This window comes from Pseudomonas sp. NFPP02 (assembly GCF_900119355.1).
In the GTDB taxonomy this organism is placed as follows: domain Bacteria; phylum Pseudomonadota; class Gammaproteobacteria; order Pseudomonadales; family Pseudomonadaceae; genus Aquipseudomonas; species Aquipseudomonas paracarnis.
The window spans coordinates 370,928-396,016 of the sequence record NZ_FPJI01000005.1; the positions used below are offsets into that span (position 1 = coordinate 370,928).

Here is a 25,089-nt window from a genome sequence, read left to right on the forward strand (position 1 = left end):
ATTGTACCGGGCCTGGGTAAAAACATCAGCCTTGCTGCTATACCTCGATCAGACTTTCACGGGCCTCATAAGCCTGGCGCACCGGGGCAAACGAGCGGCGATGGATCGGGGTGGGGCCGAGCCGAGCCAGAGCTTCCAGATGAACGGGGGTCGGGTAGCCTTTATGGCCTCCAATGCCGTAGCCGGGATAGATCAATTCGAACGCGGCCATTTCACGGTCGCGGCTGACCTTGGCCAGGATCGAGGCGGCGGCAATGGCGGGAACCTTGCTATCGCCCTTGACCACCGCTTCGGACGGCATTGTCAGTTTGGGGCAGCGGTTACCGTCGATCATCGCCATTTTCGGAGGGATGTGCAGCCCTTCCACAGCGCGCTGCATCGCCAGCATGGTGGCGTGCAGGATATTCAGCTCGTCGATTTCTTCGACTTCAGCCCGGGCGATATGCCAGCTCAGGGCTTTCTCACAGATCTCGTCATAGAGCTTTTCGCGACGGGCTTCGGTGAGCTTCTTCGAATCGTTGAGCCCCAGGATCGGGCGGTTCGGATCAAGGATCACCGCCGCCGTGACCACTGCGCCACACAGCGGGCCGCGCCCGACTTCGTCAACACCCGCCACCAGTTCGTGGGCTTGGGCGACGAGACTGAAATCCAGGCCCATTTGCATGGTCATAAGGCTTCCTGTTTATGGCCGATCAGGGTCAACACGGCGTCGGCCGCCTGGTTCGAGGCATCACGGCGTAACGTGCGGTGAATATCGTCGAAACCACGGGTCTGCTCTTCGCCGCCGTCAATCAAGGGTAGTAGGGTTTGCGCAAGCGCTTCGGGCGTTGCATCGTCCTGCAACAACTCCGGCACCAGCAGGCGCTGGGCCAGCAGGTTGGGCAAGGAAATGTAAGGGCTCTTGACCATGCGCTTGAGGATCCAGAAGGTCAGTGGCGCCAGGCGATAGGCCACGACCATCGGCCGCTTGTACAGCAGGGCCTCAAGTGTGGCAGTGCCCGAGGCGATCAACACCGCATCGCAGGCTGCCAGGGCCAGGTGGGACTGGCCATCGAGCAGGGTCAACGGCAGGTTGCGGCCTTCCAGCAGGGTTTCGATCTGTGCACGACGTTGTGGACTGGCGCAAGGCAGCACAAAGCGGATTCCCGGCTTTTGCGCCTGAAGACGTTCGGCAGCATCAAAAAACAACGCCCCCAAACGCCCCACCTCACCGCCACGACTGCCTGGCATCAACGCTACCAACGGGCCATCGGGCAAGCCCAGCTCGGCGCGCGCAGCCGCACGATCAGCCTGCAAGGGAATGGCGTCAGCCAGGGTGTGGCCGACAAACCGCACCGGCACGCCCTTCTCCTCGTAGAACCGGGCTTCGAATGGAAGCAAGGTCAACATCAGGTCGCAGCCTTCGCGGATTTTCAACACACGCTTCTGGCGCCACGCCCACACGGATGGGCTGACGTAGTGCACGGTCTTGATCCCGGCCTGGCGCAACTTGAGTTCGATATTGAGCGTGAAGTCCGGCGCATCGATGCCGATAAAGACGTCAGGTTTTTCTTCGATCAGCGTCTTGATCAGCAGCTTGCGGCGAGCCAGCAGCTCACGCAGGCGCCCCAAGACTTCCACCAGTCCCATGACCGACAGGCGCTCCATGGGGAAATAGGAGGTCAGGCCTTCGGCCTGCATCAACGGGCCGCCGACCCCGATAAATTCCACCGCCGGATGCTGGGCCTTGAGCGCGCGCATCAAGCCAGAACCCAGGATATCGCCGGAAGCTTCACCGGCCACGAGCGCAATACGCAGAGTGGCCATGATCAGCGGGTGATGCCGCGAGTCGAGGTCTGGATAGAATCACGGAATACCGCGACTTCCGGGAACTGCGTGGCAGGCTCGGCCAACTCGGCCAGGGCCTGCTCCACGGTCAACCCTTGGCGGTAAACCGTCTTGTAGGCACGGCGCAGGGCGTGGATGGCTTCTTCGCTGAAACCACGACGACGCATGCCTTCAAAATTCATGCTGCGGGCTTCGGCAGGATTGCCGAACACCGTCACGAATGCCGGGACATCCTTGCCGATGGCGGTGCCCATACCGGAAAAGCTGTGGGCGCCGATATGGCAGTATTGATGTACCAGGGTGAAGCCGGAAAGGATCGCCCAGTCATCAACGTGCACATGGCCTGCCAACGCAGTGTTGTTGACCAGGATGCAATGATTGCCGATCACGCTGTCATGGCCGATGTGCGCATAGGCCATGACCAGGTTGTGATCACCCAAGGTGGTTTCGGCGCGATCTTGCACGGTGCCACGGTGAATGGTGACGCCTTCACGGATAATATTGTGGTCACCGATTACCAGGCGTGTTTCTTCACCCTTGTACTTCATGTCCGGGGTGTCTTCGCCTACCGAGGAAAACTGGTAGATGCGATTGTGTTTGCCAATGCGGGTCGGACCCTTGAGGATCACGTGCGGCCCGATGACAGTCCCCTCGCCGATTTCCACACCTGCGCCGACGATCGACCAAGGGCCGACCTCAACGTCGGCGGCCAGTACGGCCGACGGATCGATGATTGCGCGAGGGTCAATCAAACTCATAGTTTGCGTTCCGCACAGATGATCTCGGCAGAGCACACCGGCTTGCCATCTACCGAGGCCTGGCATTCGAACTTCCAGATCTGGCGTTTGCAACTGATGAACTTGGCTTCCAGGATCAACTGGTCACCCGGGGTGACCGGGTTGCGAAAACGCAGCTTGTCCGAACCCACGAAATAGTAAAGCGTGCCGTCAGCAGGCTTGAGGTCGAGCATTTTGAAACCAAGGATACCGGCAGCCTGGGCCATGGCTTCGATGATCAACACACCTGGCATGATTGGATGCGCAGGAAAGTGACCATTGAAGAATGGTTCGTTGATGCTGACATTCTTGTAGGCACGAATGCGCTTTTCCTCGACATTGAGGTCCACTACGCGGTCCACCAGCAGGAACGGGTAACGGTGAGGCAGGTATTCGCGAATCTCGTTGATGTCCATCATTTCGGGGGGAAGCCTGTAATAAAGATTGGGGGCGGGCGCACCAGGCGCACGCCCCGCTAGCAAATCAAGGAGGCCGTCTAGCGGCTGCGCACACTTGATATGGAAATGGTATCAGCCTTCTGATGAAGCATTACCGCCAGGGGTCACGTCCCCGACACGCTTTTCAAGCTGTTTGATACGTCGTGCCATGTCGTCGATCTTCCTCAAACGCGCGGCACTCTTGCGCCATTCGGCCGCAGGTTGCATCGCGGTACCGGACGAGTAGGCCCCTGGCTCTGTGATCGAGTGGGTCACCATAGTCATGCCGGTGATGAAGACGTTGTCGCAAATATCGATATGTCCCACCAGCCCAACGCCACCGGCGAGCATGCAATGCTTGCCGATCTTGGTGCTGCCGGAAATACCCACGCAGGCCGCCATGGCGGTGTGATCGCCAATCTGCACGTTGTGGGCGATCTGGATCTGGTTATCGAGCTTCACACCGTTGCCGATCACGGTATCAGCCAAGGCCCCGCGATCCACGGCGGTGTTCACGCCGATCTCCACATCATCGCCGATCAATACGCCACCGACCTGGGCGATCTTGTGCCAGACACCTTTGGAGTTGGCAAAGCCAAAGCCTTCGCCGCCGATAACAGCACCGGACTGAATGACCACACGCTGACCAATACGCACATCGTGGTAGAGGGTCACGCGGGGGGCCAGCCAACCATCGGCACCAATTTCACAGCGTGCACCGATAAAGCAGTGGGCACCCACGGTGACACCAGCACCAATACGCGCCCCGCTTTCGATCACGGCGAATGCACCGATGCTGGCGGCAGGATCAACCTGGGCATCATCGGCGATCACGGCAGACGGGTGAATACCGCCGGCCGCCTTCGGCTTGGGATCGAACAGGTGCGACGCCTTGGCGTACGACAGGTACGGATCGGCCACCACCAGCGCATCCCCGGTAAACCCTTCGGCGTCGGCGGCCTTCAGCAACACTGCTGCGGCCTGGCAGTCGACCAGGTATTTACGGTATTGAGGATTTGCGAGGAAGCTCAACTGAGCTGGGCCAGCCTCCTGCAAGGTGGCTAGCCCAGTGATTTCTTTCTCCTTGGAGCCACGCAAGGTGGCCCCCAGGAACTCGGCCAACTCGCCGAGCTTGATAGTCGCTGTCATGGTTTACTTCAGCTGGTTCATGCGCTCGATCACCTGGCGGGTGATGTCGTATTGAGGCTTGACGTCGATCACGGCGCCACGCTCGAACACCAGGTCAAAGGCACCCTTCTTGATGACTTCTTCCACAGCGCTGTCCAATTTCGGCTTGAGCTGCTTGAGCATTTCGCGGTCGGCCACAGCCTTGGCTTCGTTCAGCTCCTTGGATTGGAACTGGTAGTCACGGGCCTTTTGCTTGAATTCAAGCTCCAGACGCTCGCGCTCGCCTTGCTGCATCTTGTCGCCACCGGCTACCAGGCGGTCCTGGATACCCTTGGCGCTGCTTTCCAGTGTCTTGAGCTTGGTCAGCTGCGGACCGAATTTCTTCTCGGCATCCACGGCGTATCGCTTGGCCGCATCGGACTCCAGCAGGGCCATCTGATAGTTCAGGACCGCGATTTTCATTTCGGCGAAGGCCGGGGTGGTGACCAGCACAGTGGCCAGCAAGACCAATTGAGTCAACTTACGCACGATGTACTCCTACAGAATCCGTTGTCGTTATCTTAGGTCAGACGCTTAGAACGTCTGGCCGAGGGAGAATTGGAAAATCTGGGTTTCAGCGTTATCCGGTTTCTTGATCGGCATGGCCAGAGCAAAGCTCAACGGGCCCAGCGCAGTCACCCAGGTCACACCCACGCCCACGGAGCTCGCCAGGTTGCTGAGGCTCACGTCGTTGCATTGAGTATTGGACTTCAAGCCACTTGGGTTTTTGATCTGTTCGCACTTGGAGTCGAACACGTTACCCACGTCCCAGAAGACCGAAGTACGCAGGGAACGCTGGTCCTTGACGAACGGCAGCGGGAACAGAATCTCCGCACCACCCTGGATCAGCACGTTACCACCGAATGGCAGCGGGTCGTTGTCCGAGTCAGCGACAGTGCCCTGGTTACCGGTCCGGTCAAAACCGCGGCTCGGCGTACCACGCGGACCCAGAGTGCTGTCCTTGAAGCCACGTACCGAGTTGAAACCACCTGCATAGTAGTTTTCATAGAACGGCAAGCCATTGGTCGAACCATAACCGTCGCCATAGCCCAACTCTGTGTGCAGGCGCATGGTGTAGTTATCGCTCAACGGCTGGAACAACTGGCCGCGGTAGTCGAGCTTGAAGAACGACAGGTCGCTGCCCGGCGTAGTGACTTCCGCGGTCAGGCTCTGGGAGTGGCCGCGGGTTGCCAGTACGCCTTTGTTCAGGGTCGACTCGGACCAGCCGGCAGACGCCTTGAAGTTCAGGAACTTGTCGCCTTCACGACGGGTGAAGTCGAAGATTTCGTCCACGGTATAAATACCGGTCTTGATCTCATCCTGCTGGGCGGTAAGGCCGAAGGTCAGGCGCGAAGTCTCGCTGATCGGGTAACCCACGTTTACACCGGCACCCAGGCTGTCGATCGCATAGCTTGCAACGTCAACATCGAGGTCTTTGTAGTCGGTGGTGCGGTAGAAGGCGTTGTAGCCCAGGCTCACACCGTCTGCAGTCCAGTAGGGGTCGGTATAGCCGAAGTTGTATCGGCTCTGGTATTCGCTGCGGGTCAGGCCGATGGACACACGGTTACCGGTACCCAGGAAGTTGTTCTGCGTGATGGAACCACCCAGGATCAAACCGGCACTCTGGGCGAAACCGACGCTGGCGGTGATCGAACCCGAGGCTTGTTCTTCCACGGCGTAGTTCACGTCAACCTGGTCATCCACACCCGGTACGGCCGGGGTTTCGACGTTGACTTCCTTGAAGAAGCCCAGGCGCTCGAGACGGGTCTTGGACTGGTCGATCAGGTAGGTCGAAGCCCAGCCACCTTCCATCTGACGCATTTCACGACGCAGCACTTCGTCCGCGGACTTGGTGTTGCCGCGGAAGTTGATACGGTTGACGTAGGCACGCTTGCCCGGATCGACGACGAAGGTGATGTCCACGGTGTGGTCTTCATCATTCGGGGTCGGCACGCCGTTGACGTTGGCGAAGGTATAGCCTTCGTTACCCAGGCGGCGGGTGATCAGTTCTGAGGTGGTGGTCATCAGCTTGCGCGAGAACACCTGGTCCTTCTGCACGAGCAGCAGGGACTTGACCTGGTCTTCAGGCACTTTCAGGTCGCCGCTGAGCTTGACGTCACGAACCTTGTACTTCTCGCCTTCGTTGACGTTGACGGTGATATAGACGTGCTTCTTGTCCGGGGTGATGGACACCTGGGTCGAAGCGATGTCCATGTTGATGTAGCCACGGTCCAGGTAGTAGGAGCGCAGGCGTTCCAGGTCACCGGAGAGTTTTTCACGGGCGTACTTGTCATCGTTCTTGAAGAACGACAACCAGTTGGTGGTCTTGAGTTCGAACAGGTCGACCAGGTCTTCATCAGGGAACTTGGTGTTGCCCACGACGTTGATGTGCTGGATGGCGGCCACGGTGCCTTCGTTGATGTTGACCTTCAGGCCCACACGGTTACGAGGCTGGGGGATCACTTCGGTTTCCACGGTCGCGGAGTAGCGGCCCTGGGCAACGTACTGACGTTGCAACTCGTTACGCACACCCTCAAGGGTTGCGCGCTGGAAGATCTCGCCCTCGGCCAGGCCCGATTGCTTCAGGCCCTTCATCAGGTCTTCAGTGGAGATGGCCTTGTTACCTTCGATCGCGATACTGGCGACGGAAGGTCGCTCGACGACCGTGATGACCAGGACGTTGCCTTCGCGACCCAGTTGGATATCTTGAAAGAACCCGGTTTTGAACAGCGCACGAGTGGATTCCACCAGGCGACGATCATCCGCCTGTTCCCCGACGTTCAACGGCAAGGCACCAAAGACGCTACCCGCGGAGACCCGCTGGAGGCCATTGACGCGAATATCGGAGATGGTGAAGGACTCGGCGTGAACTTCGGCGATCATCAATACGGTGAGAACCGCAGTTAGCAGCAGACGTTTCATGAAGTCCTTTCTTATTCCAACTGGCAATAAACAAACTGCCGCAAAATGCGGCAGATTCGCAATTCAGCGAAGCGTTACAGACGTCCCAGATCGTTGACCAGGGCTAACAACATCACCCCGACCACCAAACTGATACCAATCTGTATCCCCCAACCCTGCACCCGATCCGACAAGGGGCGACCACGCACCCACTCGACCAGATAAAACAGCAGATGCCCCCCATCCAATACTGGAATGGGCAGCAAATTCAGAACCCCAAGGCTAATACTCAGATAAGCCAGGAAATTCAGGAAATCCGCGACACCCGACTGGGCAGAAGCGCCCGCCACTTTAGCAATGGTTATCGGTCCACTCAAGTTTTTTACCGAGAGCTCACCGAACAACATTTTCTTGAGGGATTCGAGGGTCAGCACGCTCATGGTCCAGGTGCGTTTCGCGCCCTCTGCAATCGCTGCCAAAGGCCCGTAACTGACCTCTCGCACCATCGATGGCGGCCATTCGACACCTTTGACCCCTGCCCCCAGGTAGCCCCCGGCCGCCTTGGCTTCGCCTCGCACCGACAGGGTCACGGGGACGTCGATTTGAGCACCGTCGCGCTCAACTTTCAGCACAATTTTGGTATCAGGGCGCACACGCACCAGGTCGACCACCTGCTGCCAGTCATCCAGCGCCTGGCCATCAAGGGCCAACAGGCGATCACCGGTTTTCAGGCCAGCAGCCTGGGCCGGCCCCTTTGGATCAAGCTCGGCCAGCACCGGCGGCAAGGCCGGACGCCAAGGGCGGATCCCCAGGGATTTGATCGGATCGGGCTCATCGGCGCCCTTGAGCCAATGGTCCAGCGCCAATGCCCGCGGGGTTTCGGCGCTGGAGCCCTGGTCACGCACTACCACATTGACGGTGCCGCTTTCACCCAGGCGACGCACCAACTGCAAATTGACCGCGCCCCACCCTGTGGTGGGTTCGCCATCAATCGATACAATTTCCTGCCCTGCCGTCAGGCCCGCCTTGGCCGCGATGCTGTCGGCTTCGACCGCGCCAATGACCGGGCGCACCTGCTGGCTGCCCAGCATGGCCAAGACCCAGAAAAACACCATCGCCAACAGGAAGTTGGCGATCGGTCCCGCCGCCACAATCGCAATACGCTGACGAACGGTCTTGCGATTGAAGGATTGGTCCAGCTGGTCTGCAGGCACTTCGCCTTCGCGCTCATCGAGCATCTTGACGTAGCCGCCCAACGGGATAGCAGCAATGACAAACTCAGTGCCTCGGCGATCATGCCAGCGCAACAACGGCATGCCGAAACCGACGGAAAAGCGCAATACCTTGACGCCGCAACGACGCGCCACCCAGAAGTGGCCGAATTCGTGGAAGGTCACCAACACACCCAGAGCAACCAGGGTGCCGACAATCATGTAGAGCGCACTCATCTAATTTCTCCGCACTTCAATCCAATGCCTGAAGACTCAAACCTGCCCGCGGCCTAACCCGCATTGCGATCCAACCATTGCCCGGCCAGGGCTCGGGCCTTGGTGTCGGCCTCGAACACCGCCTCCAGGTCATTCACTGCCACTACCGGCTCAAGCGCCAGGACGTCCTCGATGATACTCGCGATCTGCGGAAAGCGGATGCGCCGCTCAAGAAACGCCGCCACGGCAACTTCGTTGGCCGCGTTAAGCATCGCCGGGGCACTGTTACCCGCCTCGGCCGCTTGCCGCGCCAGGCGCAAACAAGGGAAACGCTGCTCGTCCGGGGCTTCGAAGTCCAGGCGCGCGATTGCAAACAAGTCCAACGGTGCTACGCCGGAATCAATCCGCTCAGGCCACGCCAAGGCGTTGGCGATCGGTGTGCGCATGTCCGGGTTACCCAATTGCGCCAACACCGAACCATCCACGTAATCGACCAGGGAATGGATCACACTTTGTGGGTGAATGACCACCTCAACCTGATCAGGCCGCGCATCGAACAGCCAGCATGCCTCGATCAACTCCAGGCCCTTGTTCATCATGCTCGCCGAATCCACGGAGATTTTGCGCCCCATGGACCAGTTCGGGTGAGCGCATGCCTGATCGGGAGACACATGGTCCAGCTCGGCCGACGGAGTCTGGCGGAATGGGCCACCCGATGCCGTCAGCAGAATTCGGCGCACGCCGACCTGGCTCAAGCCGCGGGCAAAATCACCGGGCATGCACTGGAAGATGGCGTTGTGCTCGCTGTCCAGAGGCAGCAGCACCGCTCCGCTCTTACGCACCGCTTGCATAAAGAGTGCGCCGGACATGACCAAAGCTTCTTTGTTGGCCAGCAGGATTTTCTTGCCAGCATCGACTGCCGCCAAGGTCGGGCGCAAACCTGCCGCACCGACAATCGCCGCCACCACCGTATCCACGTCCGCGTCGGCCGAGACCTGGCATAAGCCTGCCTCGCCAACCAATACCTGAGTGGCCAGCCCGGCAGCCCGCAGATCATCCTGCAGATTACGAGCCGCAGCCGCCTCAGGCACCACGGCAAAGCGCGGCAAGTGACGCACGCACAAGGCCAGCAACTCGCGCAAACGCGTGAAGCCGGTCAGGGCGAAAACCTGATAGCGATCGGGGTGACGCGCGATGACATCCAGGGTACTGAGCCCGACCGAGCCGGTCGCACCCAGCACCGTAACCTGCTGCAGGCCGCTCACGAAGCGATCATCCACAACAGCACGGCAAAAATAGGCAGCGCGGCGGTGAGGCTGTCGATACGGTCAAGCACACCGCCATGACCTGGCAGCAGGTTACTGCTGTCCTTGATGCCCGCCTGGCGTTTGAACATGCTCTCGGTAAGATCGCCCACCACCGAGATGAAGACGACGATAGCCGTCCCAAGCAAGGCCAGAAGCACTTCCTTTACCGACCAGTCACGCACCACACCGACCACCAGGGTGATCAGCAGCGTCAAGGCCAGACCGCCGTATACGCCTTCCCAGCTCTTGCCGGGGCTTACGGCCGGGGCCAGCTTGCGTTTGCCAAAGGCTCTCCCCGAGAAGTAGGCACCAATGTCGGCGCCCCATACCAACACCATCACAGCCAGGATCAATTCGTTGCCCAGCGGGTAACGCTTTATCTCCACCAGCCCTTGCCAGGCCGGCAAGAGGATCGCCAGGCCAATCACCAGCTTGCAGGCCACGCTGGACCACTGGCTACTGGTGCGCGGATAGGTGAGCACCAGGAAAGTCGCCAACGCCCACCACAACACTGCAGCCCCCAGCACCCAGGGCGCGATGTCCGGCAGGATGTACATGAAGAACAACAACAGCGCGACCAAGGCGGCATAGGCCATACGCGGCAACTGGTTGACAAAGCCTGCCAGGCGCGCCCACTCCCACGCACCAAGGGTCACAACCAGGCCGATGAACAGCGCAAAGCCGGAACCGTCGAGCAGGAAAAAACCGCACAAGGCAATCGGCAGCAGGATCAGCGCCGTGATGATTCGTTGTTTAAGCATTTAAACCCGGGCTCCAGCTTCGATCTGCTCGCTCGTTTTACCGAAGCGACGCTGACGGGAAGCGAAATCAGCCAGTGCATTACGCATGGCTTCGTGTTTGAAGTCCGGCCAGAACAGGTCGGAGAAGTACAGCTCGGTGTAGGCCAACTGCCACAGCAGGAAATTGCTGATGCGATGCTCGCCACCGGTGCGAATGCACAAGTCCGGCAACGGCAGGTCGCCGGTCACCAGGCAGGTTTGCAACAGTTGGGGCGTGATGTCGTCCGGGCGCAGATGGCCGGCCTGCACTTCGCGGGCCAGCCGCTGCGCAGCCTGGGCAATATCCCACTGACCACCGTAGTTGGCTGCGATCTGCAACACAAAACGGTTACTACCGGCAGTGATGGCCTCGGCTTCGCGCATGGCAGCTTGCAGCTCCGGATGGAACCGCGAGCGATCACCGATGATACGCAGACTGATGTTGTTGTCGTTGAGGCGCTTGGCCTCACGACGCAGAGCCTTGAAGAACAGGTCCATCAAGGCACTGACTTCATCGGCGGGTCGCTGCCAGTTCTCACTGGAGAACGCGAACAAGGTCAATACTTCAACCTTTGCCTCGGCGCACACCTCAATCACCGCCCTTACCGCGTCAACACCCGCTTTATGCCCGGCAACACCCGGCATAAAGCGTTTTTTCGCCCAGCGATTATTCCCATCCATGATGATCGCGACATGGCGCGGCACCACGGAGGGCACAGTCTGCTTGGTCTTTTCCATGAAGGCGTCCTGACCCCTTATACGGCCATCAGGTCCTTTTCTTTTTCTTCGGTCGCCTTGGTGATCTGGGCTTCGGCGTCCTTGGTCAGCTTGTCGATATCAGCGACGGCACGGCGCTCTTCGTCTTCGCTGATTTCCTTGTCCTTGACCAGTTTCTTCAGGTCGCCCAGTGCATCGCGGCGGATGTTACGCACGGCAACGCGCGCATCTTCAGCAGCACTGCGCGCCTGCTTGGTGAAGCCCTTGCGGGTTTCTTCGGTCAGGGCTGGCATGGAGATCAGCAGCAACTCGCCCAGGTTGGTCGGGTTGAGGTTCAGGCCGGCACTCTGGATAGCCTTGTCGACGGCGGCGAGCATGTTGCGCTCGAAGGCAACAACTTGCAGGGTACGCGAATCCTTCACGGTCACGTTGGCCACGCCGCTCAGCGGGGTGTCGGAACCGTAGTAAGGCACCATCACGCTGCCCAGGATGCTTGGGTGCGCCTTGCCAGTACGGATCTGGCCAAAGGCGTGGCTCAAGGATTCCAGGGATTTCTGCATACGCGCCTGGGCGTCTTTCTTGATTTCGTTGATCATTGTTGGCCTTCCTCGATCAGAGTCCCTTCTGCGCCGCCGTGTACGATATTCAGCAGGGCGCCGGGCTTGTTCATGTTAAATACGCGCAGCGGCATCTTGTGGTCGCGGCACAGGCAGATAGCGGTCAGGTCCATGACACCCAGCTTGCGATCCAGTACTTCATCGTAGGTCAGATGATCGAACTTCTCGGCATGCGGGTCTTTGAATGGGTCTGCAGTGTATACGCCATCCACCTTGGTCGCCTTCAACACCACGTCAGCATCGATTTCGATAGCACGCAGGCATGCGGCCGAGTCGGTAGTGAAGAACGGGTTACCTGTGCCAGCAGCAAAGATCACCACTTCCTTGGAGTTCAGGTGGCGCATGGCTTTGCGGCGATCATAGTGATCGGTCACGCCAACCATGGAAATTGCCGACATCACGATGGCCGAGATGTTGGCGCGCTCCAGGGCGTCGCGCATGGCGAGGGCGTTCATCACAGTGGCCAGCATGCCCATGTGGTCGCCGGTAACCCGGTCCATACCGGCCGCACTCAGTGCCGCACCGCGGAACAGGTTGCCACCACCAATCACCAGGCCGACCTGCACGCCGATACCGACCAACTGGCCGACTTCCAGCGCCATGCGGTCAAGCACCTTGGGGTCGATCCCGAACTCTTCCGAGCCCATCAGGGCCTCGCCGCTGAGCTTGAGTAGAATGCGTTTATAGCGAGCCTGATAACCACTGCCCTGCTGAGCCATTGCGAATCTCTCCTGCGGCGTATTTTTTAAAAATTCTTGGCGAGCCGTTTACGGCTTGCGTTCACTCTAGCTGGACGCTGTCACAGCGCCATCGGAACACGGCTTTGTAAGCCAGTTCCGAGAGGAAACCAAATAAAATTGGCCTTCCCATTTGAAAAGAGGCTGCGCGCGTGAGCGGGCAGCCTCTTTCGGCGACAGTTTGGAACTGTCTTATTGCTTGGCGGCAGCCAGCTGGGCAGCAACTTCTTCAGCGAAGTTGTCGACCGGCTTCTCGATGCCTTCGCCTACTTTGAAGTAAGTGAAGGAAACGATTTCAGCACCGGCTTTCTTGGCCAGTTCGCCAACCTTGATTTCAGGGTTCTTGACGAACGCCTGCTCAACCAGGCTTGCTTCGGCCAGGAACTTGCTGATACGGCCTTTGACCATGTTCTCAACAATGTTTTCTGGCTTGCCTTTGATTTTTTCTTCGTTCAACTGCAGGAACACAGCTTTTTCACGCTCGATCGCTTCTGCCGAAACTTCCGAAGGCAGCAGGAACTCAGGGTTGCTTGCAGCAACGTGCATCGCGATGTCTTTGGCCAGCTCAACGTCGCCGCCTTTCAGAACAACTGCAACACCGATTTTGTTGCCGTGCAGGTAGCCACCAACTACATCACCTTCAACGCGAACCAGGCGACGGATGTTGACGTTCTCGCCAACCTTGCCGACCAGTACCAGGCGAGCTGCTTCTTGAGCTTCGATCAGAGGCTCAACAGTGGTCAGCTTGTCAGCGAAAGCTTTTTCGACGCTGGCTGCAACGAATGCCTTGAAGTCATCCTGCAGAGCCAGGAAGTCGGTCTGGGAGTTCACTTCCAGCAGAACGGCGGATTTGCCGTCTTCTTTCAGAGCGATAGCGCCTTCAGCAGCCACGTTGCCTGCTTTCTTGGCAGCCTTGATGGCGCCGGAAGCACGCATGTCATCAATGGCTTTTTCGATGTCGCCGCCGGCCTTGGTCAAGGCCTTTTTGCAATCCATCATGCCTTCGCCGGTACGCTCACGCAGTTCTTTAACCAACGCTGCAGTAATCTCTGCCATTTCAAAATCCTCTTGGATAGGTTTTCAACCATTCCACCCGATCAAACGGGCGATCAATTCTTCCCGAATCTCCGTTGTAGGCCGCTGCACGTTACAAATAATGTAGCTGCGCTGCCGACAAATGGTTTTCGAGGTGGCAAAAAGGGGGCCAAGCCCCCTTTTTGCTTACTGAGTCAACGCCAGGGCGTCAATTACTCAGCGGCAGCTACCGGAGCTTCTTCAACGAACTGCTCGGTACCACCAGCAACGTGGTTGCGACCACGGATTACAGCGTCAGCCATCGAACCCATGTACAGCTGGATAGCGCGGATTGCGTCATCGTTGCCTGGGATGATGTAGTCAACGCCTTCCGGGCTGCTGTTGGTATCGACTACGCCGATAACCGGGATACCCAGCTTGTTGGCTTCGGTGATCGCGATGCGCTCGTGATCAACGTCGATAACGAACAGTGCGTCAGGCAGACCGCCCATGTCCTTGATACCACCCAGGGAACGATCGAGCTTTTCCAGGTCACGGGAGCGCATCAGCGCTTCTTTCTTGGTCAGCTTGGCGAAAGTACCGTCTTCGGCTTGCACTTCAAGGTCACGCAGACGCTTGATGGAAGCACGGATGGTTTTGAAGTTGGTCAGCATGCCGCCCAACCAGCGGTGATCGACGTACGGCGAACCGCAACGTGCTGCTTCTTCAGCAACGATCTTGCCAGCGGAACGCTTGGTGCCGACGAACAGGATCTTGTTTTTGCCCTGAGCCAGACGCTCTACGAAAGTCAGCGCTTCGTTGAACATTGGCAGGGTTTTTTCAAGGTTGATAATGTGAATCTTGTTACGCGCGCCGAAAATGTACTTACCCATTTTCGGGTTCCAGTAACGGGTCTGGTGACCGAAGTGCACACCGGCCTTCAGCATATCGCGCATGTTGACTTGGGACATGATAGTTCCTTAATAAGTCGGGTTTGGCCTCCACGTATCCCAATGACCAACCAGCGGCATCAAGGCCTCCGGCACCCAGGTCATCGTGTCGACACGTGTGTGGATTTAAGCTTTGCGGGGTATCCCCGGAAAGCGGCGCATTTTATACCACAGCATCGGCAAAAACGAAACCCGCAATCACACTTGCCGGTCGTCGTCTTTGCGTAAGCCCTTGAATACAGCCAACATGCCTCTACCTCATAGAGAGAAGCGATCACCAGACGCGCATGATTTGCCAGCATCGTCTGTTAGAATCGCGTTTTTTGGGACTTGCGCGAATGCTATACCCCTTTGTCGCGCTCCCCGTGAACCGTATTGATTTCAGCGCGTCGCGCTAGAGAGAGCCTGTATGACCGTTACCTTGAAAACCGCCGAAGACATCGCAGGCATGCGCGTTGCCGGCAAACTGGCTGCCGACGTGCTGGAAATGATCGCCGAACACGTCAAGCCCGGCGTCACCACCGAAGCGCTGGACCGCATTTGCCACGACTATATAGTCGACGTGCAAAAAGCCATCCCTGCCCCGCTGAATTACAAAGGCTTCCCCAAGTCGATCTGCACCTCGATCAACCACGTGGTCTGCCACGGCATTCCCGGTGACAAGCCACTGAAAGACGGCGACACCCTGAACATCGACGTCACGGTGATCAAGGATGGTTACCACGGCGACACCAGCCGCATGTTCCACGTCGGTAATGTGCCGGTATGGGCCGAGCGTCTGTCCCAGGTCACCCAGGAATGCATGTACAAGGCCATCGAGATCGTCAAGCCCGGCTGCCGCCTGGGTGACATCGGTGAAGTGATCCAGAAGCACGCGGAAAAGAACGGCTTCTCGGTGGTGCGCGAGTTCTGCGGCCACGGTATCGGCAAGGTGTTCCACGAAGAGCCGCAGATTCTACACTACGGCCGCGCCGGCACCGGCATGGAACTCAAGGCCGGCATGACGTTCACCATCGAACCGATGATCAACCAGGGCAAGGCCGACACCAAGGTGCTGGGCGACGGCTGGACCGCCATCACCAAGGACCGCAAGCTCTCGGCCCAGTGGGAGCACACCCTGCTGGTCACCGACACCGGCTACGAGATCTTCACCCTGCGCGCTGACGACACCATCCCACGCGTTTCTGCCTGAAGGTCGCCCAGGTTTTCCCGCAACGTGTTGTGACTGACTGATAGATAGAAAGGAAAGCCGAACGATGCCCCAGGTGGATCCCGAACTCTTCGACCGTGGCCAATTCCAGGCCGAGCTGGCACTGAAGGCAAGCCCCATCGCCGCCTTCAAGAAGGCCATCCGCCAAGCCCGCGAGGTGCTCGATGCGCGCTTTCGCAGCGGCCGGGATATTCGCCGCCTGATCGAAGACCGCGCCTGGTTCGTCGATAACATCCTGCAAAAGGCCTGGGAGCAGTTCAATTGGAGTTTCGACGCCGATATCGCCCTGGTGGCGGTCGGCGGCTACGGTCGCGGCGAACTGCACCCCTACTCCGACATCGACCTGCTGATCCTGCTGGACCAGGCCGATCACGAGATCTTTCGCGATTCCATCGAGCGCTTTCTGACGTTGCTGTGGGACATCGGCCTGGAAGTCGGCCAGAGCGTACGCTCGGTGGACGAATGCGCCGAAGAGGCCCGTGCCGATCTGACGGTGGTCACCAACCTGATGGAAAGCCGCACCATCTGCGGCCCCGAGCGCCTGCGCCAGCGCATGCTCGAAGTCACCAGTACCGCACACATGTGGCCAAGCAAAGACTTTTTCCTGGCCAAGCGCGCCGAGCAAAAAGCCCGGCACCACAAGTACAACGACACCGAATACAACCTGGAACCCAACGTCAAAGGCTCACCCGGTGGGCTGCGGGATATCCAGACAATCTTGTGGGTGGCGCGCCGTCAATACGGCACGCTGAACCTGCGCGCCCTGGCCGGCGAAGGCTTTCTGGTGGAGAGCGAAAATTCCCTGCTGGCCTCGTCCCAGGAATTCCTGTGGAAGGTGCGCTACGCCCTGCACATGCTGGCCGGTCGTTCCGAAGACCGCCTGCTCTTCGATCACCAGCGCTCTATCGCTACCCTTCTGGGCTTTGAAGGCGAAGATGCGAAGACCAGCATCGAGAGCTTCATGCAGCAGTATTACCGGGTAGTCATGAGCATTGCCCAGCTCAGCGACTTGATCATCCAGCACTTCGAAGAAGTGATCCTGGCCCCCGAAGACGAAGCGCCACCGCAGCCGATCAATGCGCGTTTCCAGTTGCACGACGGCTATATCGAAGCACGCAACGACAACGTGTTCCGCCGCACCCCGTTCGCCATGCTGGAAATCTTCGTGTTGATGGCCCAGCAGCCGGAGATCAAAGGCGTGCGCGCCGATACCATCCGCTTGCTGCGGGAAAACCGTCACCTGATCGACGACGATTTTCGCAACGACATTCGCAATACCAGCCTGTTTATCGAGCTGTTCAAGTGCCGCATCGGCATCCATCGCAACCTGCGGCGCATGAACCGCTACGGCATTCTGGGGCGCTACCTGCCGGAGTTCGGCTTTATCGTCGGGCAGATGCAGCACGACCTGTTCCATATCTATACCGTCGATGCCCACACCCTGAACCTGATCAAGCACCTGCGTAAGTTGCAGTACACGCAGGTGTCAGAGAAATTCCCGCTGGCCAGTAAGCTGATGGCCAAGCTGCCCAAGCCCGAGTTGATTTACCTGGCCGGCTTGTACCACGACATCGGCAAGGGCCGGCATGGCGACCACTCGGAGATCGGCGCGGTGGATGCCGAAGCCTTCTGCCAGCGCCACCAGTTGCCGTTGTGGGACAGCCGCCTGATTGTCTGGCTGGTGCAGAACCACCTGGTGATGTCGACCACGGCCCAGCGCAAGGACTTGTCCGACCCACAGGTGATTCACGACTTTGCCGGCATCGTCGGCGATGAGACCCGTCTCGACTACCTCTATGTGCTGACCGTCTCCGATATCAACGCCACTAACCCCACGCTGTGGAACTCCTGGCGTGCCAGCCTGTTGCGCCAGCTGTACACCGAAACCAAGCGCGCCCTGCGCCGTGGCCTGGAGAACCCGGTGGACCGCGAAGAGCAGATCCGCCGCACCCAAAGCGCAGCCCTGGATATCCTGGTGCGCGGCGGTAACGACCCGGACGACGTCGAGCAACTCTGGTCGCAACTGGGTGATGATTACTTCCTGCGCCACACCGCCGGCGACGTGGCCTGGCACAGTGACGCAATCCTGCAGCAACCCGCCGATGGCGGCCCGTTGGTCTTGATCAAGGAAACCACCCAGCGCGAATTCGAAGGCGGCACGCAGATCTTCATTTACGCGCCCGACCAGCACGACTTCTTCGCCGTGACCGTGGCGGCCATGGACCAGCTCAACCTGAACATCCATGACGCCCGGGTCATCACCTCCAGCAGCCAGTTCACCCTCGACACCTACATCGTGCTCGACGCCGACGGCGACTCGATTGGCGACAACCCGGCGCGCGTGAAAAAGATCCGCGAGGGCCTCACCGAAGCCCTGCGCAACCCCGACGACTACCCCACCATCATCCAGCGCCGGGTGCCGCGCCAGCTCAAGCATTTTGCCTTTGCGCCTCAGGTGACCATTTCCAACGACGCACAGCGCCCGGTGACGGTGCTGGAGCTCAGCGCACCGGATCGCCCAGGCCTGCTGGCGCGTATCGGCGGGATTTTCCTGGAGTTCGACCTGTCATTGCAAAATGCCAAGATTGCGACCCTGGGCGAGCGGGTGGAAGACGTGTTCTTTATCACCGATGCCGACAACCAGCCACTGTCCGACCCGGAGCTGTGCCTGCGTTTACAGGCGGCAATCGTGGAGCAGTTGAGCGTGACCCAGGAACCCGGTGTCGAGCTGACCAGACTGACTATTTGAATTCTTAACTTTGTGAACACGAGTCATGTGGGAGCCGGCTTGCCTGCGATGCAGACACCTCGGCCCGTCCGATCGACCGCAGATCGCAGGCAGGCCAGCTCCCACAGATCCGCGCTCACCGTGATAGAGGCTTATATGAACAACGCCCTTAACCAGTTGCAGCCCTACCCCTTCGAGAAGCTGCGCGCCCTGCTCGGCAGCGTGACGCCGAACCCGGACAAACGCCCGATCGCACTGTCCATCGGCGAGCCCAAGCACACGTCACCGGCCTTCGTTGCCGAGGCCTTGAGCAATAACCTCGATCAAATGGCGGTGTACCCCACCACGTTGGGTATCCCGGCACTGCGTGAAGCCATCGGCGCCTGGTGCGAACGCCGCTTCAACGTGCCCAAGGGCTGGCTGGACCCGGCGCGCAACATCCTGCCGGTCAACGGTACGCGCGAGGCGCTGTTTGCCTTCACCCAGACCGTGGTCAACCGTGGCGACGATGCACTGGTGGTGAGCCCCAACCCGTTCTACCAGATCTACGAAGGCGCCGCGTTCCTGGCCGGGGCCAAGCCGCATTACCTGCCGTGCCTGGATAGCAACGGCTTCAATCCAGACTTCGATGCTGTCTCTGCGGATATCTGGAAACGTTGCCAGATCCTGTTCCTGTGCTCCCCCGGTAACCCGACCGGTGCGCTGATTCCAGTCGCCACGCTGAAAAAACTCATCGCCCTGGCCGATAAATACGATTTCGTCATCGCCGCCGACGAATGCTACAGCGAACTGTACTTCGACGAACAAACCCCACCCCCGGGCCTGCTCAGCGCCTGCGTCGAACTGGGCCGTCAGGACTTCAAGCGTTGTGTGGTATTCCACAGCCTATCCAAGCGCTCCAACCTGCCAGGCCTGCGTTCAGGCTTCGTGGCCGGCGACGCCGAGATCCTCAAGGCCTTTTTGCTGTACCGCACCTACCATGGCTGCGCGATGCCGGTGCAAACCCAGTTGGCCAGCATCGCCGCCTGGCAGGACGAGGCCCATGTACTGGCCAACCGTGACCTGTACCGCGAGAAGTTCGACGCAGTGCTGGCGATCCTCAAGCCGGTGCTGGACGTGCAAAGCCCGGACGGCGGCTTTTACCTGTGGCCGAATGTACAAGGCGATGACGCCGCCTTCTGCCGCGATTTGTTCGTGGAAGAACATGTGACGGTGGTGCCGGGCTCTTACCTGTCGCGGGAAGTGGACGGCTTTAACCCAGGTGCGGGGCGTGTGCGCCTGGCATTGGTTGCGCCGTTGGCCGAATGCGTGGAAGCGGCTGAGCGGATTCGCGACTTTATCCAGCGTCGCCGTTAAGGGCTTACGGGTCACTTCATGTGACCCAAATTCGCCTCGCTCATATCCAATTCCGCCAGCACCTCCCTCAATACGTCATCACCAATCTGGTGGTGACGGCTCAAGCTGTACAATTCCAACCGTTGCGCGCGCAGAGCCTTGAGCCGCAGCTTGCGCTCAAGCAGGTCCATTTGCTGCGCCAGCGCCTGAGCTTCAGCCGAATCGTTGAAGACTTCCAATTGATGGCGATATTCCGACATCAGCCGTGCCTTCAGTTCGGTAGCCAATGCCGCCTGGGCGGCGTCCGGCGTGTCGGCCTCGGCTGGCTCGTCGGCCTCCAGTGCATGAATCGCGGCCACGGCGGTCTTTTTCCAGGCTTCGCGCACTTCTTTGTGGCGTTTTTCATCCGGGCTATTCTCGACGCCGCGTAACAGCAGCGGCAGCGCGATACAGGCAGCGACCAGTGATAACAGGATCACACCGGCAGCGATAAAGATCAGCAGGTCACGCTCAGGGAAATCCTGGCCAGGCGCCAACAGCAAGGGCACCGACATGACGCCCGCCAGGGTCACCGCACCGCGTACACCGCCGACGGTCAACAACCAGCAGGAACGGGCCGTCGGCACCAGGGTCAGCGCGTTTTTGCCACGTAGCCTGCGCAGCAACCCCGACAGCCGCCAGATGCTTTGCACCCAGATGAAGCGCAATACCACCAGCACCAGGAAGATCGCCACCACATCCAGGCAGCGATACATCAAGGTGGGCCACAGCGTGGTTTCATGGCTGACCACGGCCTTGATGATGTCAGGCAGTTGCAGACCGAGCAGCAGGAAGATCAGGCCGTTAAAGGCAAACTCCACCAACGACCACACGCTGCGGTTGAGCAAGCGCGTGCTGGTCTGGCGCGGCAGCAGGTCGAGCCAGCTTTGCATCATGCCCGCTGCCACCGCCGAGAGGATGCCGGACGCGCCCAGGCGTTCAGCCAGTACGTACGCAGCAAAGGGCAGCAACAACATGAACACCACATGGGTCGCCGGGTCATCCCACCCGCGCGCGATCATCCAGGCGCGCAGGCGGCCGACCAACCAGCTCAACGCCACGCCGATCGCCAGCCCGCCCACCGCCACCAACACAAACGTCAGGCTGGCATCCGCCAGGGAAAAGACTCCGGTCAACGCCGCGGCCAGGGCGAACTTGAAAGTCACCAGGCCCGACGCGTCATTCATCAAGGCCTCGCCCTGGAGCATGTGCATCAGCGGCTTGGGCAAACGGTTCTGGGAAATGGCCGATACCGCCACGGCGTCCGTCGGGGATAAAACCGCTGCCAGGGCAAAGGCCACCGGCAAGGGGATCGAGGGCTGCAACCAATGAATAAAGTAACCAGCGCCCACCACGGTGAACAGCACCAGCCCCACCGCCAACGTCAGGATCGGACCACGCAGGCGCCACAACTCGCGCTTGGGCATGCGCCAACCATCGGAAAACAACAGTGGCGGCAGGAACAGAAACAGGAACAGCTCCGGGTCCAGCGCCACATGCAGCCCCAACGTGGGCCAGGCCAGCAAGGCGCCGGCGGCGATCTGCACCAGGGGCAAGGGCAGTGGAATGATGCGCCCGATCAGGCGCGAAAAGCTGACCAGCATCAGCAGGATAAGAACGGTGTAGGCGGTTTGCATAACGCGGGTTTCCCGGACAATCGGCTTGCAACGACACATCAGGCAACAACTGGCCGTTGAAGTGCCATATTACCCGGCTATGTTACCTGGCTATGTTACTCGCCTATGCTGCGCACTGGCACTTTGCGCAAAAGTCGCACGCTGTTGACGAGCGGCGCCGAAACCCGCTGGTCGTGGCATAATCGGCGATCTTTCATTTTCATACGTCCAAAGGGGGGCAATTCCTTGAGTGCTTCAAGCAAAACCTTGCACCTTTTCGGCATCAAAGCCTGCGACACCATGAAAAAGGCGCGCACCTGGCTCGATGAGCACGGGGTGAGCTATGAGTTCCATGACTACAAAACGGCCGGTATCGACCGTGAACACTTGACCCAATGGTGCAATGAGCACGGTTGGCAGGTGGTTTTGAACCGTGCGGGCACCACCTTTCGCAAACTCGAAGACGAACGCAAAGCCGATCTCGATCAGTCGAAAGCCATTGAATTGATGCTCGCACAACCCTCGATGATCAAGCGCCCGGTGCTCGATCTCGGTGACAGAACCCTGATTGGCTTCAAGCCAGATAGTTATTCGGCGGCCCTCAAGTAGGCCAGCCTTCCATTTTTGTAGAGGTAACAGCATGTCCAATTCCCTGTTCAGCCTGGGCTTCGGCGTCGGCACTCAGAACCGCCAAGGTGCTTGGCTGGAAGTGTTTTACGCACAACCCTTGCTCAATCCATCGGCTGAAATCGTTGCCGCCATCGCACCGATCCTCGGTTACACCGAAGGCAACCAGGCGATCACCTTCACCGTGAGCCAGGCCCTGCAACTGGCCGACGCGCTCAAAGGCGTCGATGCTGCCCAGGCCGCCCTGCTCAGCCGCCTGGCTGAAAGCCACACGCCGCTGGTCGCGACCTTGCTGGCCGAAGACGCAGCGCTGACCTCCACGCCTGAGGCCTACCTCAAGCTGCACCTGCTGTCCCATCGCCTGGTCAAGCCCCACGGCCTGAGCCTGGCCGGCGTGTTCCCGCAGTTGCCGAACGTGGCCTGGACCAGCCAGGGCGCTATCGACATCAATGAACTGGCCGAGCGCCAACTGGAAGCGCGCCTGCGTGGCGACCTGCTGGAAGTGTTCTCGGTAGACAAGTTCCCGAAAATGACCGACTACGTCGTACCGGCTGGCGTGCGTATCGCTGACGCTGCACGTATCCGCCTGGGCGCGTACGTAGGCGAAGGCACCACCGTGATGCACGAAGGCTTCGTCAACTTCAACGCGGGCACCGAAGGCCCGGGCATGATCGAAGGCCGCGTATCGGCGGGCGTATTCGTCGGCAAGGGCTCGGACCTGGGCGGCGGTTGCTCCACCATGGGCACCCTGTCGGGCGGCGGCAATATCGTAATCAAGGTGGGCGAAGGCTGCCTGATCGGCGCCAACGCCGGTACCGGTATCCCATTGGGCGACCGCAACACAGTGGAGTCGGGCCTCTACATCACCGCCGGCACCAAGGTTGCCCTGCTGGATGAGCAGAACCAACTGGTCAAGGTGGTCAAGGCGCGTGAGTTGGCTGGCCAGCCAGACCTGCTGTTCCGTCGTAACTCCGAGACCGGTGCCGTGGAGTGCAAAACCCACAAATCGGCCATCGAACTGAACGAAGCGCTGCACGCTCACAACTAAGCAGCCACTCGATGCCACTAGCGGCCGCACCTTCGGGGGCGGCTCGCTTATACGAGTCTTGATCACCATGCTTGTGCCCTCCCCCTGGCGCGCCGATTTCCCGGCCATCGCCACCCTGCAACGGCAAGACCAGACCTATCTGGACAGCGCCGCCACCACGCAAAAACCCCAAGCCCTGCTGGATGCCATCAGTCATTACTACGCCAATGGCGCAGCGAATGTGCACCGTGCCCAGCATTTGCCCGGGGCCCATGCTACCCAGGCCTTTGAAGACAGCCGCAGCAAGGTCGCGCAGTGGTTGAACGCAGGTGACAGCGGGCAGGTTGTGTTTACCCACGGCGCAACGTCTGCGCTGAACCTCCTGGCCTATGGCCTGGAACACTTATTCAATGCGGGCGATGAGATTGCCATCAGCGCCCTGGAACACCACGCCAACCTGTTGCCCTGGCAGCAATTGGCCAAACGCCGCGCGCTCACGCTGGTGGTATTACCCCTGGACGATGAAGGCGTAATCGACCTGGACGCCGCAGCCCGCCTGATTGGCCCGCGCACGCGCCTGCTGGCGGTGAGCCAGTTGTCCAACGTGCTCGGTGCCTGGCAGCCGCTGCAAGCCTTGCTGGCGCTGGCCCAGGCACATGGCGCCCTCACGGTGGTGGACGGCGCCCAAGGCATCGTCCATGGCCGCCACGACGTACAGACCCTGGGCTGCGACTTCTACGTGTTCTCCAGCCACAAACTCTACGGCCCGGACGGCGTCGGCGTGCTGTATGGCCGTAATGAGGCCCTGCACCACCTGCGCCACTGGCAGTTCGGCGGCGAGATGGTGCAACAGGCCGACTACCACAGCGCCAGCTTTCGCCCCGCGCCGCTGGGCTTTGAAGCCGGCACCCCACCGATTGCCAGCGTGATCGGCCTGGGCGCGAGCCTGGATTACCTGAGCTCGCTGGATGCCTCGGCGGTGATCGCCCACGAAGCCGCCCTGCATGACTACCTGCTGCGTGGGCTTAAGGCACGCAATGGTGTACGCGTGTTGGGATCGCCACAGGTGGCGCTGGTGAGTTTTGTGGTGGAGGGCGTGCACAACGCCGACCTCGCCCACCTGCTGACCGAGCAAGGCATTGCTGTGCGTGCCGGTCATCACTGCGCGATGCCATTATTGAAGGCAATGCATCTGTCAGGCGCAATCCGAGTGTCCCTGGCGCTCTACAACGATTCCGACGACCTGGAACGCTTTTTTGAAGCGCTGGACCAGGCGCTGGACATGCTGCGATGAGCTTGCCGCTGGAGGCACAAGCCGCGCTGGAAGCCTTCCAGGCCGTGGGCAGCTGGGAGCAGCGCGCACGGATGCTGATGCAATGGGGTGAACGCTTGCCCGCCCTGGCTGATGACGAAAAGGTCGATGCTAACCTGGTGCAAGGTTGCGAAAGCCTGGTGTGGCTGGTGGGGCGCTTGCAGGATGGCCATTGGCAGTTTGCTGCGAGCAGCGAGGCACGGATGATTCGCGGGTTGGTGGCGTTGCTGCTGGCACGGGTCAATGGGTTGTCGGCTGATCAATTGCAAGCGGTCGACCTGCCTGGCTGGTTCAATCAACTGGGCCTGTCGCGCCAACTATCGCCGTCGCGCAGCAATGGCTTGAATGCCGTACTGCAACGCATGCGAGACCTGACGCGTACACAGAAATAATGTGGGAGCTGGCTTGCCTGCGATAGCCATAGGTATCTACATAACTCTGTTAGCTCAACGGTAACCACGATGCGAAGCGAGCCGCTCTTGATCTGCTTTTGATCTTAGGCGCCCCGTTAAACCACGCTGGCCGGAATTCGACAGGGA

At 59.7% G+C, this 25,089-nt stretch carries 23 protein-coding genes; 7 read left to right on the plus strand and 16 right to left on the minus strand.

The genetic code is table 11. The annotated features are described in order from the left end of the window. Window positions 1-37: 37 nt before the first annotated feature. The 15 genes from rnhB to rpsB form a co-directional block, all read right to left on the minus strand. The gene (rnhB, locus tag BT204_RS11875; RefSeq protein WP_175550968.1) at window positions 38-664 is read right to left on the minus strand and encodes a ribonuclease HII; all 627 of its coding nucleotides are present in this window, start codon (window positions 662-664) and stop codon (window positions 38-40) included. Window positions 665-666: 2 nt separating this feature from the next. Beyond that, entirely contained in the window at window positions 667-1,806 is a 1,140-nt protein-coding gene (gene lpxB / locus BT204_RS11880; RefSeq protein WP_072446902.1) for a lipid-A-disaccharide synthase, read from the minus strand. Between the two features lie 2 nt (window positions 1,807-1,808). Beyond that, window positions 1,809-2,585: an acyl-ACP--UDP-N-acetylglucosamine O-acyltransferase gene (lpxA, locus tag BT204_RS11885; RefSeq protein ID WP_032893181.1), complete on the minus strand. Its 777-nt coding sequence runs from the start codon at window positions 2,583-2,585 to the stop codon at window positions 1,809-1,811. Next, window positions 2,582-3,022, minus strand: coding sequence for a 3-hydroxyacyl-ACP dehydratase FabZ (gene fabZ, locus BT204_RS11890; protein WP_003172281.1), 441 nt, complete (start codon window positions 3,020-3,022; stop codon window positions 2,582-2,584). Before fabZ ends, lpxA begins: the two co-directional genes overlap by 4 nt. Before the next feature lie 111 nt (window positions 3,023-3,133). Beyond that, complete coding sequence (gene lpxD / locus BT204_RS11895; RefSeq protein ID WP_034126835.1) at window positions 3,134-4,189, minus strand: UDP-3-O-(3-hydroxymyristoyl)glucosamine N-acyltransferase; 1,056 nt, start codon at window positions 4,187-4,189, stop codon at window positions 3,134-3,136. A gap of 3 nt (window positions 4,190-4,192) precedes the next feature. After that, complete coding sequence (locus BT204_RS11900; protein WP_003189173.1) at window positions 4,193-4,696, minus strand: OmpH/Skp family outer membrane protein; 504 nt, start codon at window positions 4,694-4,696, stop codon at window positions 4,193-4,195. Window positions 4,697-4,741: 45 nt separating this feature from the next. After that, window positions 4,742-7,129: an outer membrane protein assembly factor BamA gene (bamA, locus tag BT204_RS11905; RefSeq protein WP_057975605.1), complete on the minus strand. Its 2,388-nt coding sequence runs from the start codon at window positions 7,127-7,129 to the stop codon at window positions 4,742-4,744. A 74-nt stretch (window positions 7,130-7,203) separates the two neighbouring features. Then, window positions 7,204-8,556 carry a sigma E protease regulator RseP gene (gene rseP, locus BT204_RS11910; RefSeq protein WP_034126834.1) on the minus strand — a complete coding sequence of 451 codons (1,353 nt, stop codon included), beginning with the start codon at window positions 8,554-8,556 and terminating at the stop codon, window positions 7,204-7,206. A gap of 53 nt (window positions 8,557-8,609) precedes the next feature. Continuing rightward, entirely contained in the window at window positions 8,610-9,800 is a 1,191-nt protein-coding gene (ispC, locus tag BT204_RS11915; RefSeq protein ID WP_072446904.1) for a 1-deoxy-D-xylulose-5-phosphate reductoisomerase, read from the minus strand. After that, complete coding sequence (locus tag BT204_RS11920; protein ID WP_034126832.1) at window positions 9,797-10,603, minus strand: phosphatidate cytidylyltransferase; 807 nt, start codon at window positions 10,601-10,603, stop codon at window positions 9,797-9,799. Before BT204_RS11920 ends, ispC begins: the two co-directional genes overlap by 4 nt. Next, the gene (uppS, locus tag BT204_RS11925) at window positions 10,604-11,359 is read right to left on the minus strand and encodes a polyprenyl diphosphate synthase (RefSeq protein ID WP_054899097.1); all 756 of its coding nucleotides are present in this window, start codon (window positions 11,357-11,359) and stop codon (window positions 10,604-10,606) included. 17 nt (window positions 11,360-11,376) lie between these two features. Beyond that, window positions 11,377-11,934: a ribosome recycling factor gene (gene frr, locus BT204_RS11930; RefSeq protein WP_003189163.1), complete on the minus strand. Its 558-nt coding sequence runs from the start codon at window positions 11,932-11,934 to the stop codon at window positions 11,377-11,379. Next, window positions 11,931-12,674 carry a UMP kinase gene (gene pyrH, locus BT204_RS11935; protein ID WP_003189161.1) on the minus strand — a complete coding sequence of 248 codons (744 nt, stop codon included), beginning with the start codon at window positions 12,672-12,674 and terminating at the stop codon, window positions 11,931-11,933. The genes frr and pyrH overlap by 4 nt, the downstream gene beginning before the upstream one ends. A 210-nt stretch (window positions 12,675-12,884) precedes the next feature. Continuing rightward, window positions 12,885-13,748: a translation elongation factor Ts gene (gene tsf, locus BT204_RS11940; protein ID WP_005785711.1), complete on the minus strand. Its 864-nt coding sequence runs from the start codon at window positions 13,746-13,748 to the stop codon at window positions 12,885-12,887. Between the two features lie 191 nt (window positions 13,749-13,939). Then, a complete protein-coding gene (gene rpsB, locus BT204_RS11945; protein ID WP_003189158.1) occupies window positions 13,940-14,677 on the minus strand; it encodes a 30S ribosomal protein S2 in 738 nt (245 codons plus the stop codon). Between the two features lie 388 nt (window positions 14,678-15,065). Between rpsB and map the strand changes: the two genes are divergently transcribed. The 3 genes from map to dapC all read left to right on the plus strand — a co-directional run bounded on the left by map (window position 15,066) and on the right by dapC (window position 19,950). Further along, a complete protein-coding gene (gene map, locus BT204_RS11950) occupies window positions 15,066-15,848 on the plus strand; it encodes a type I methionyl aminopeptidase (RefSeq protein ID WP_003189156.1) in 783 nt (260 codons plus the stop codon). Between the two features lie 64 nt (window positions 15,849-15,912). Further along, window positions 15,913-18,615, plus strand: a complete 2,703-nt coding sequence (locus BT204_RS11955) for a [protein-PII] uridylyltransferase (RefSeq protein WP_034126830.1) — start codon at window positions 15,913-15,915, stop codon at window positions 18,613-18,615. Window positions 18,616-18,750: 135 nt separating this feature from the next. Continuing rightward, window positions 18,751-19,950: a succinyldiaminopimelate transaminase gene (gene dapC / locus BT204_RS11960; RefSeq protein ID WP_034126829.1), complete on the plus strand. Its 1,200-nt coding sequence runs from the start codon at window positions 18,751-18,753 to the stop codon at window positions 19,948-19,950. An 11-nt stretch (window positions 19,951-19,961) separates the two neighbouring features. Here the strand turns inward: dapC and BT204_RS11965 are convergent, their stop codons facing one another. Continuing rightward, window positions 19,962-21,605, minus strand: a complete 1,644-nt coding sequence (locus BT204_RS11965; RefSeq protein ID WP_072446906.1) for a Na+/H+ antiporter — start codon at window positions 21,603-21,605, stop codon at window positions 19,962-19,964. A gap of 225 nt (window positions 21,606-21,830) precedes the next feature. Here BT204_RS11965 and BT204_RS11970 point away from each other — a divergent pair, with 225 nt between their 5' ends. From BT204_RS11970 to BT204_RS11985, 4 genes are all read left to right on the plus strand, one after another. Then, window positions 21,831-22,193 carry an ArsC family reductase gene (locus tag BT204_RS11970; RefSeq protein ID WP_014717227.1) on the plus strand — a complete coding sequence of 121 codons (363 nt, stop codon included), beginning with the start codon at window positions 21,831-21,833 and terminating at the stop codon, window positions 22,191-22,193. Between the two features lie 31 nt (window positions 22,194-22,224). After that, on the plus strand, window positions 22,225-23,259 hold the full coding sequence (gene dapD / locus BT204_RS11975) for a 2,3,4,5-tetrahydropyridine-2,6-dicarboxylate N-succinyltransferase (protein ID WP_034126827.1): 1,035 nt from the start codon (window positions 22,225-22,227) through the stop codon (window positions 23,257-23,259). Between the two features lie 67 nt (window positions 23,260-23,326). Next, the gene (locus tag BT204_RS11980; protein ID WP_072446908.1) at window positions 23,327-24,532 is read left to right on the plus strand and encodes an aminotransferase class V-fold PLP-dependent enzyme; all 1,206 of its coding nucleotides are present in this window, start codon (window positions 23,327-23,329) and stop codon (window positions 24,530-24,532) included. Next, window positions 24,529-24,942: a SufE family protein gene (locus tag BT204_RS11985; RefSeq protein WP_054899095.1), complete on the plus strand. Its 414-nt coding sequence runs from the start codon at window positions 24,529-24,531 to the stop codon at window positions 24,940-24,942. Before BT204_RS11980 ends, BT204_RS11985 begins: the two co-directional genes overlap by 4 nt. Window positions 24,943-25,089 lie beyond the last annotated feature (147 nt).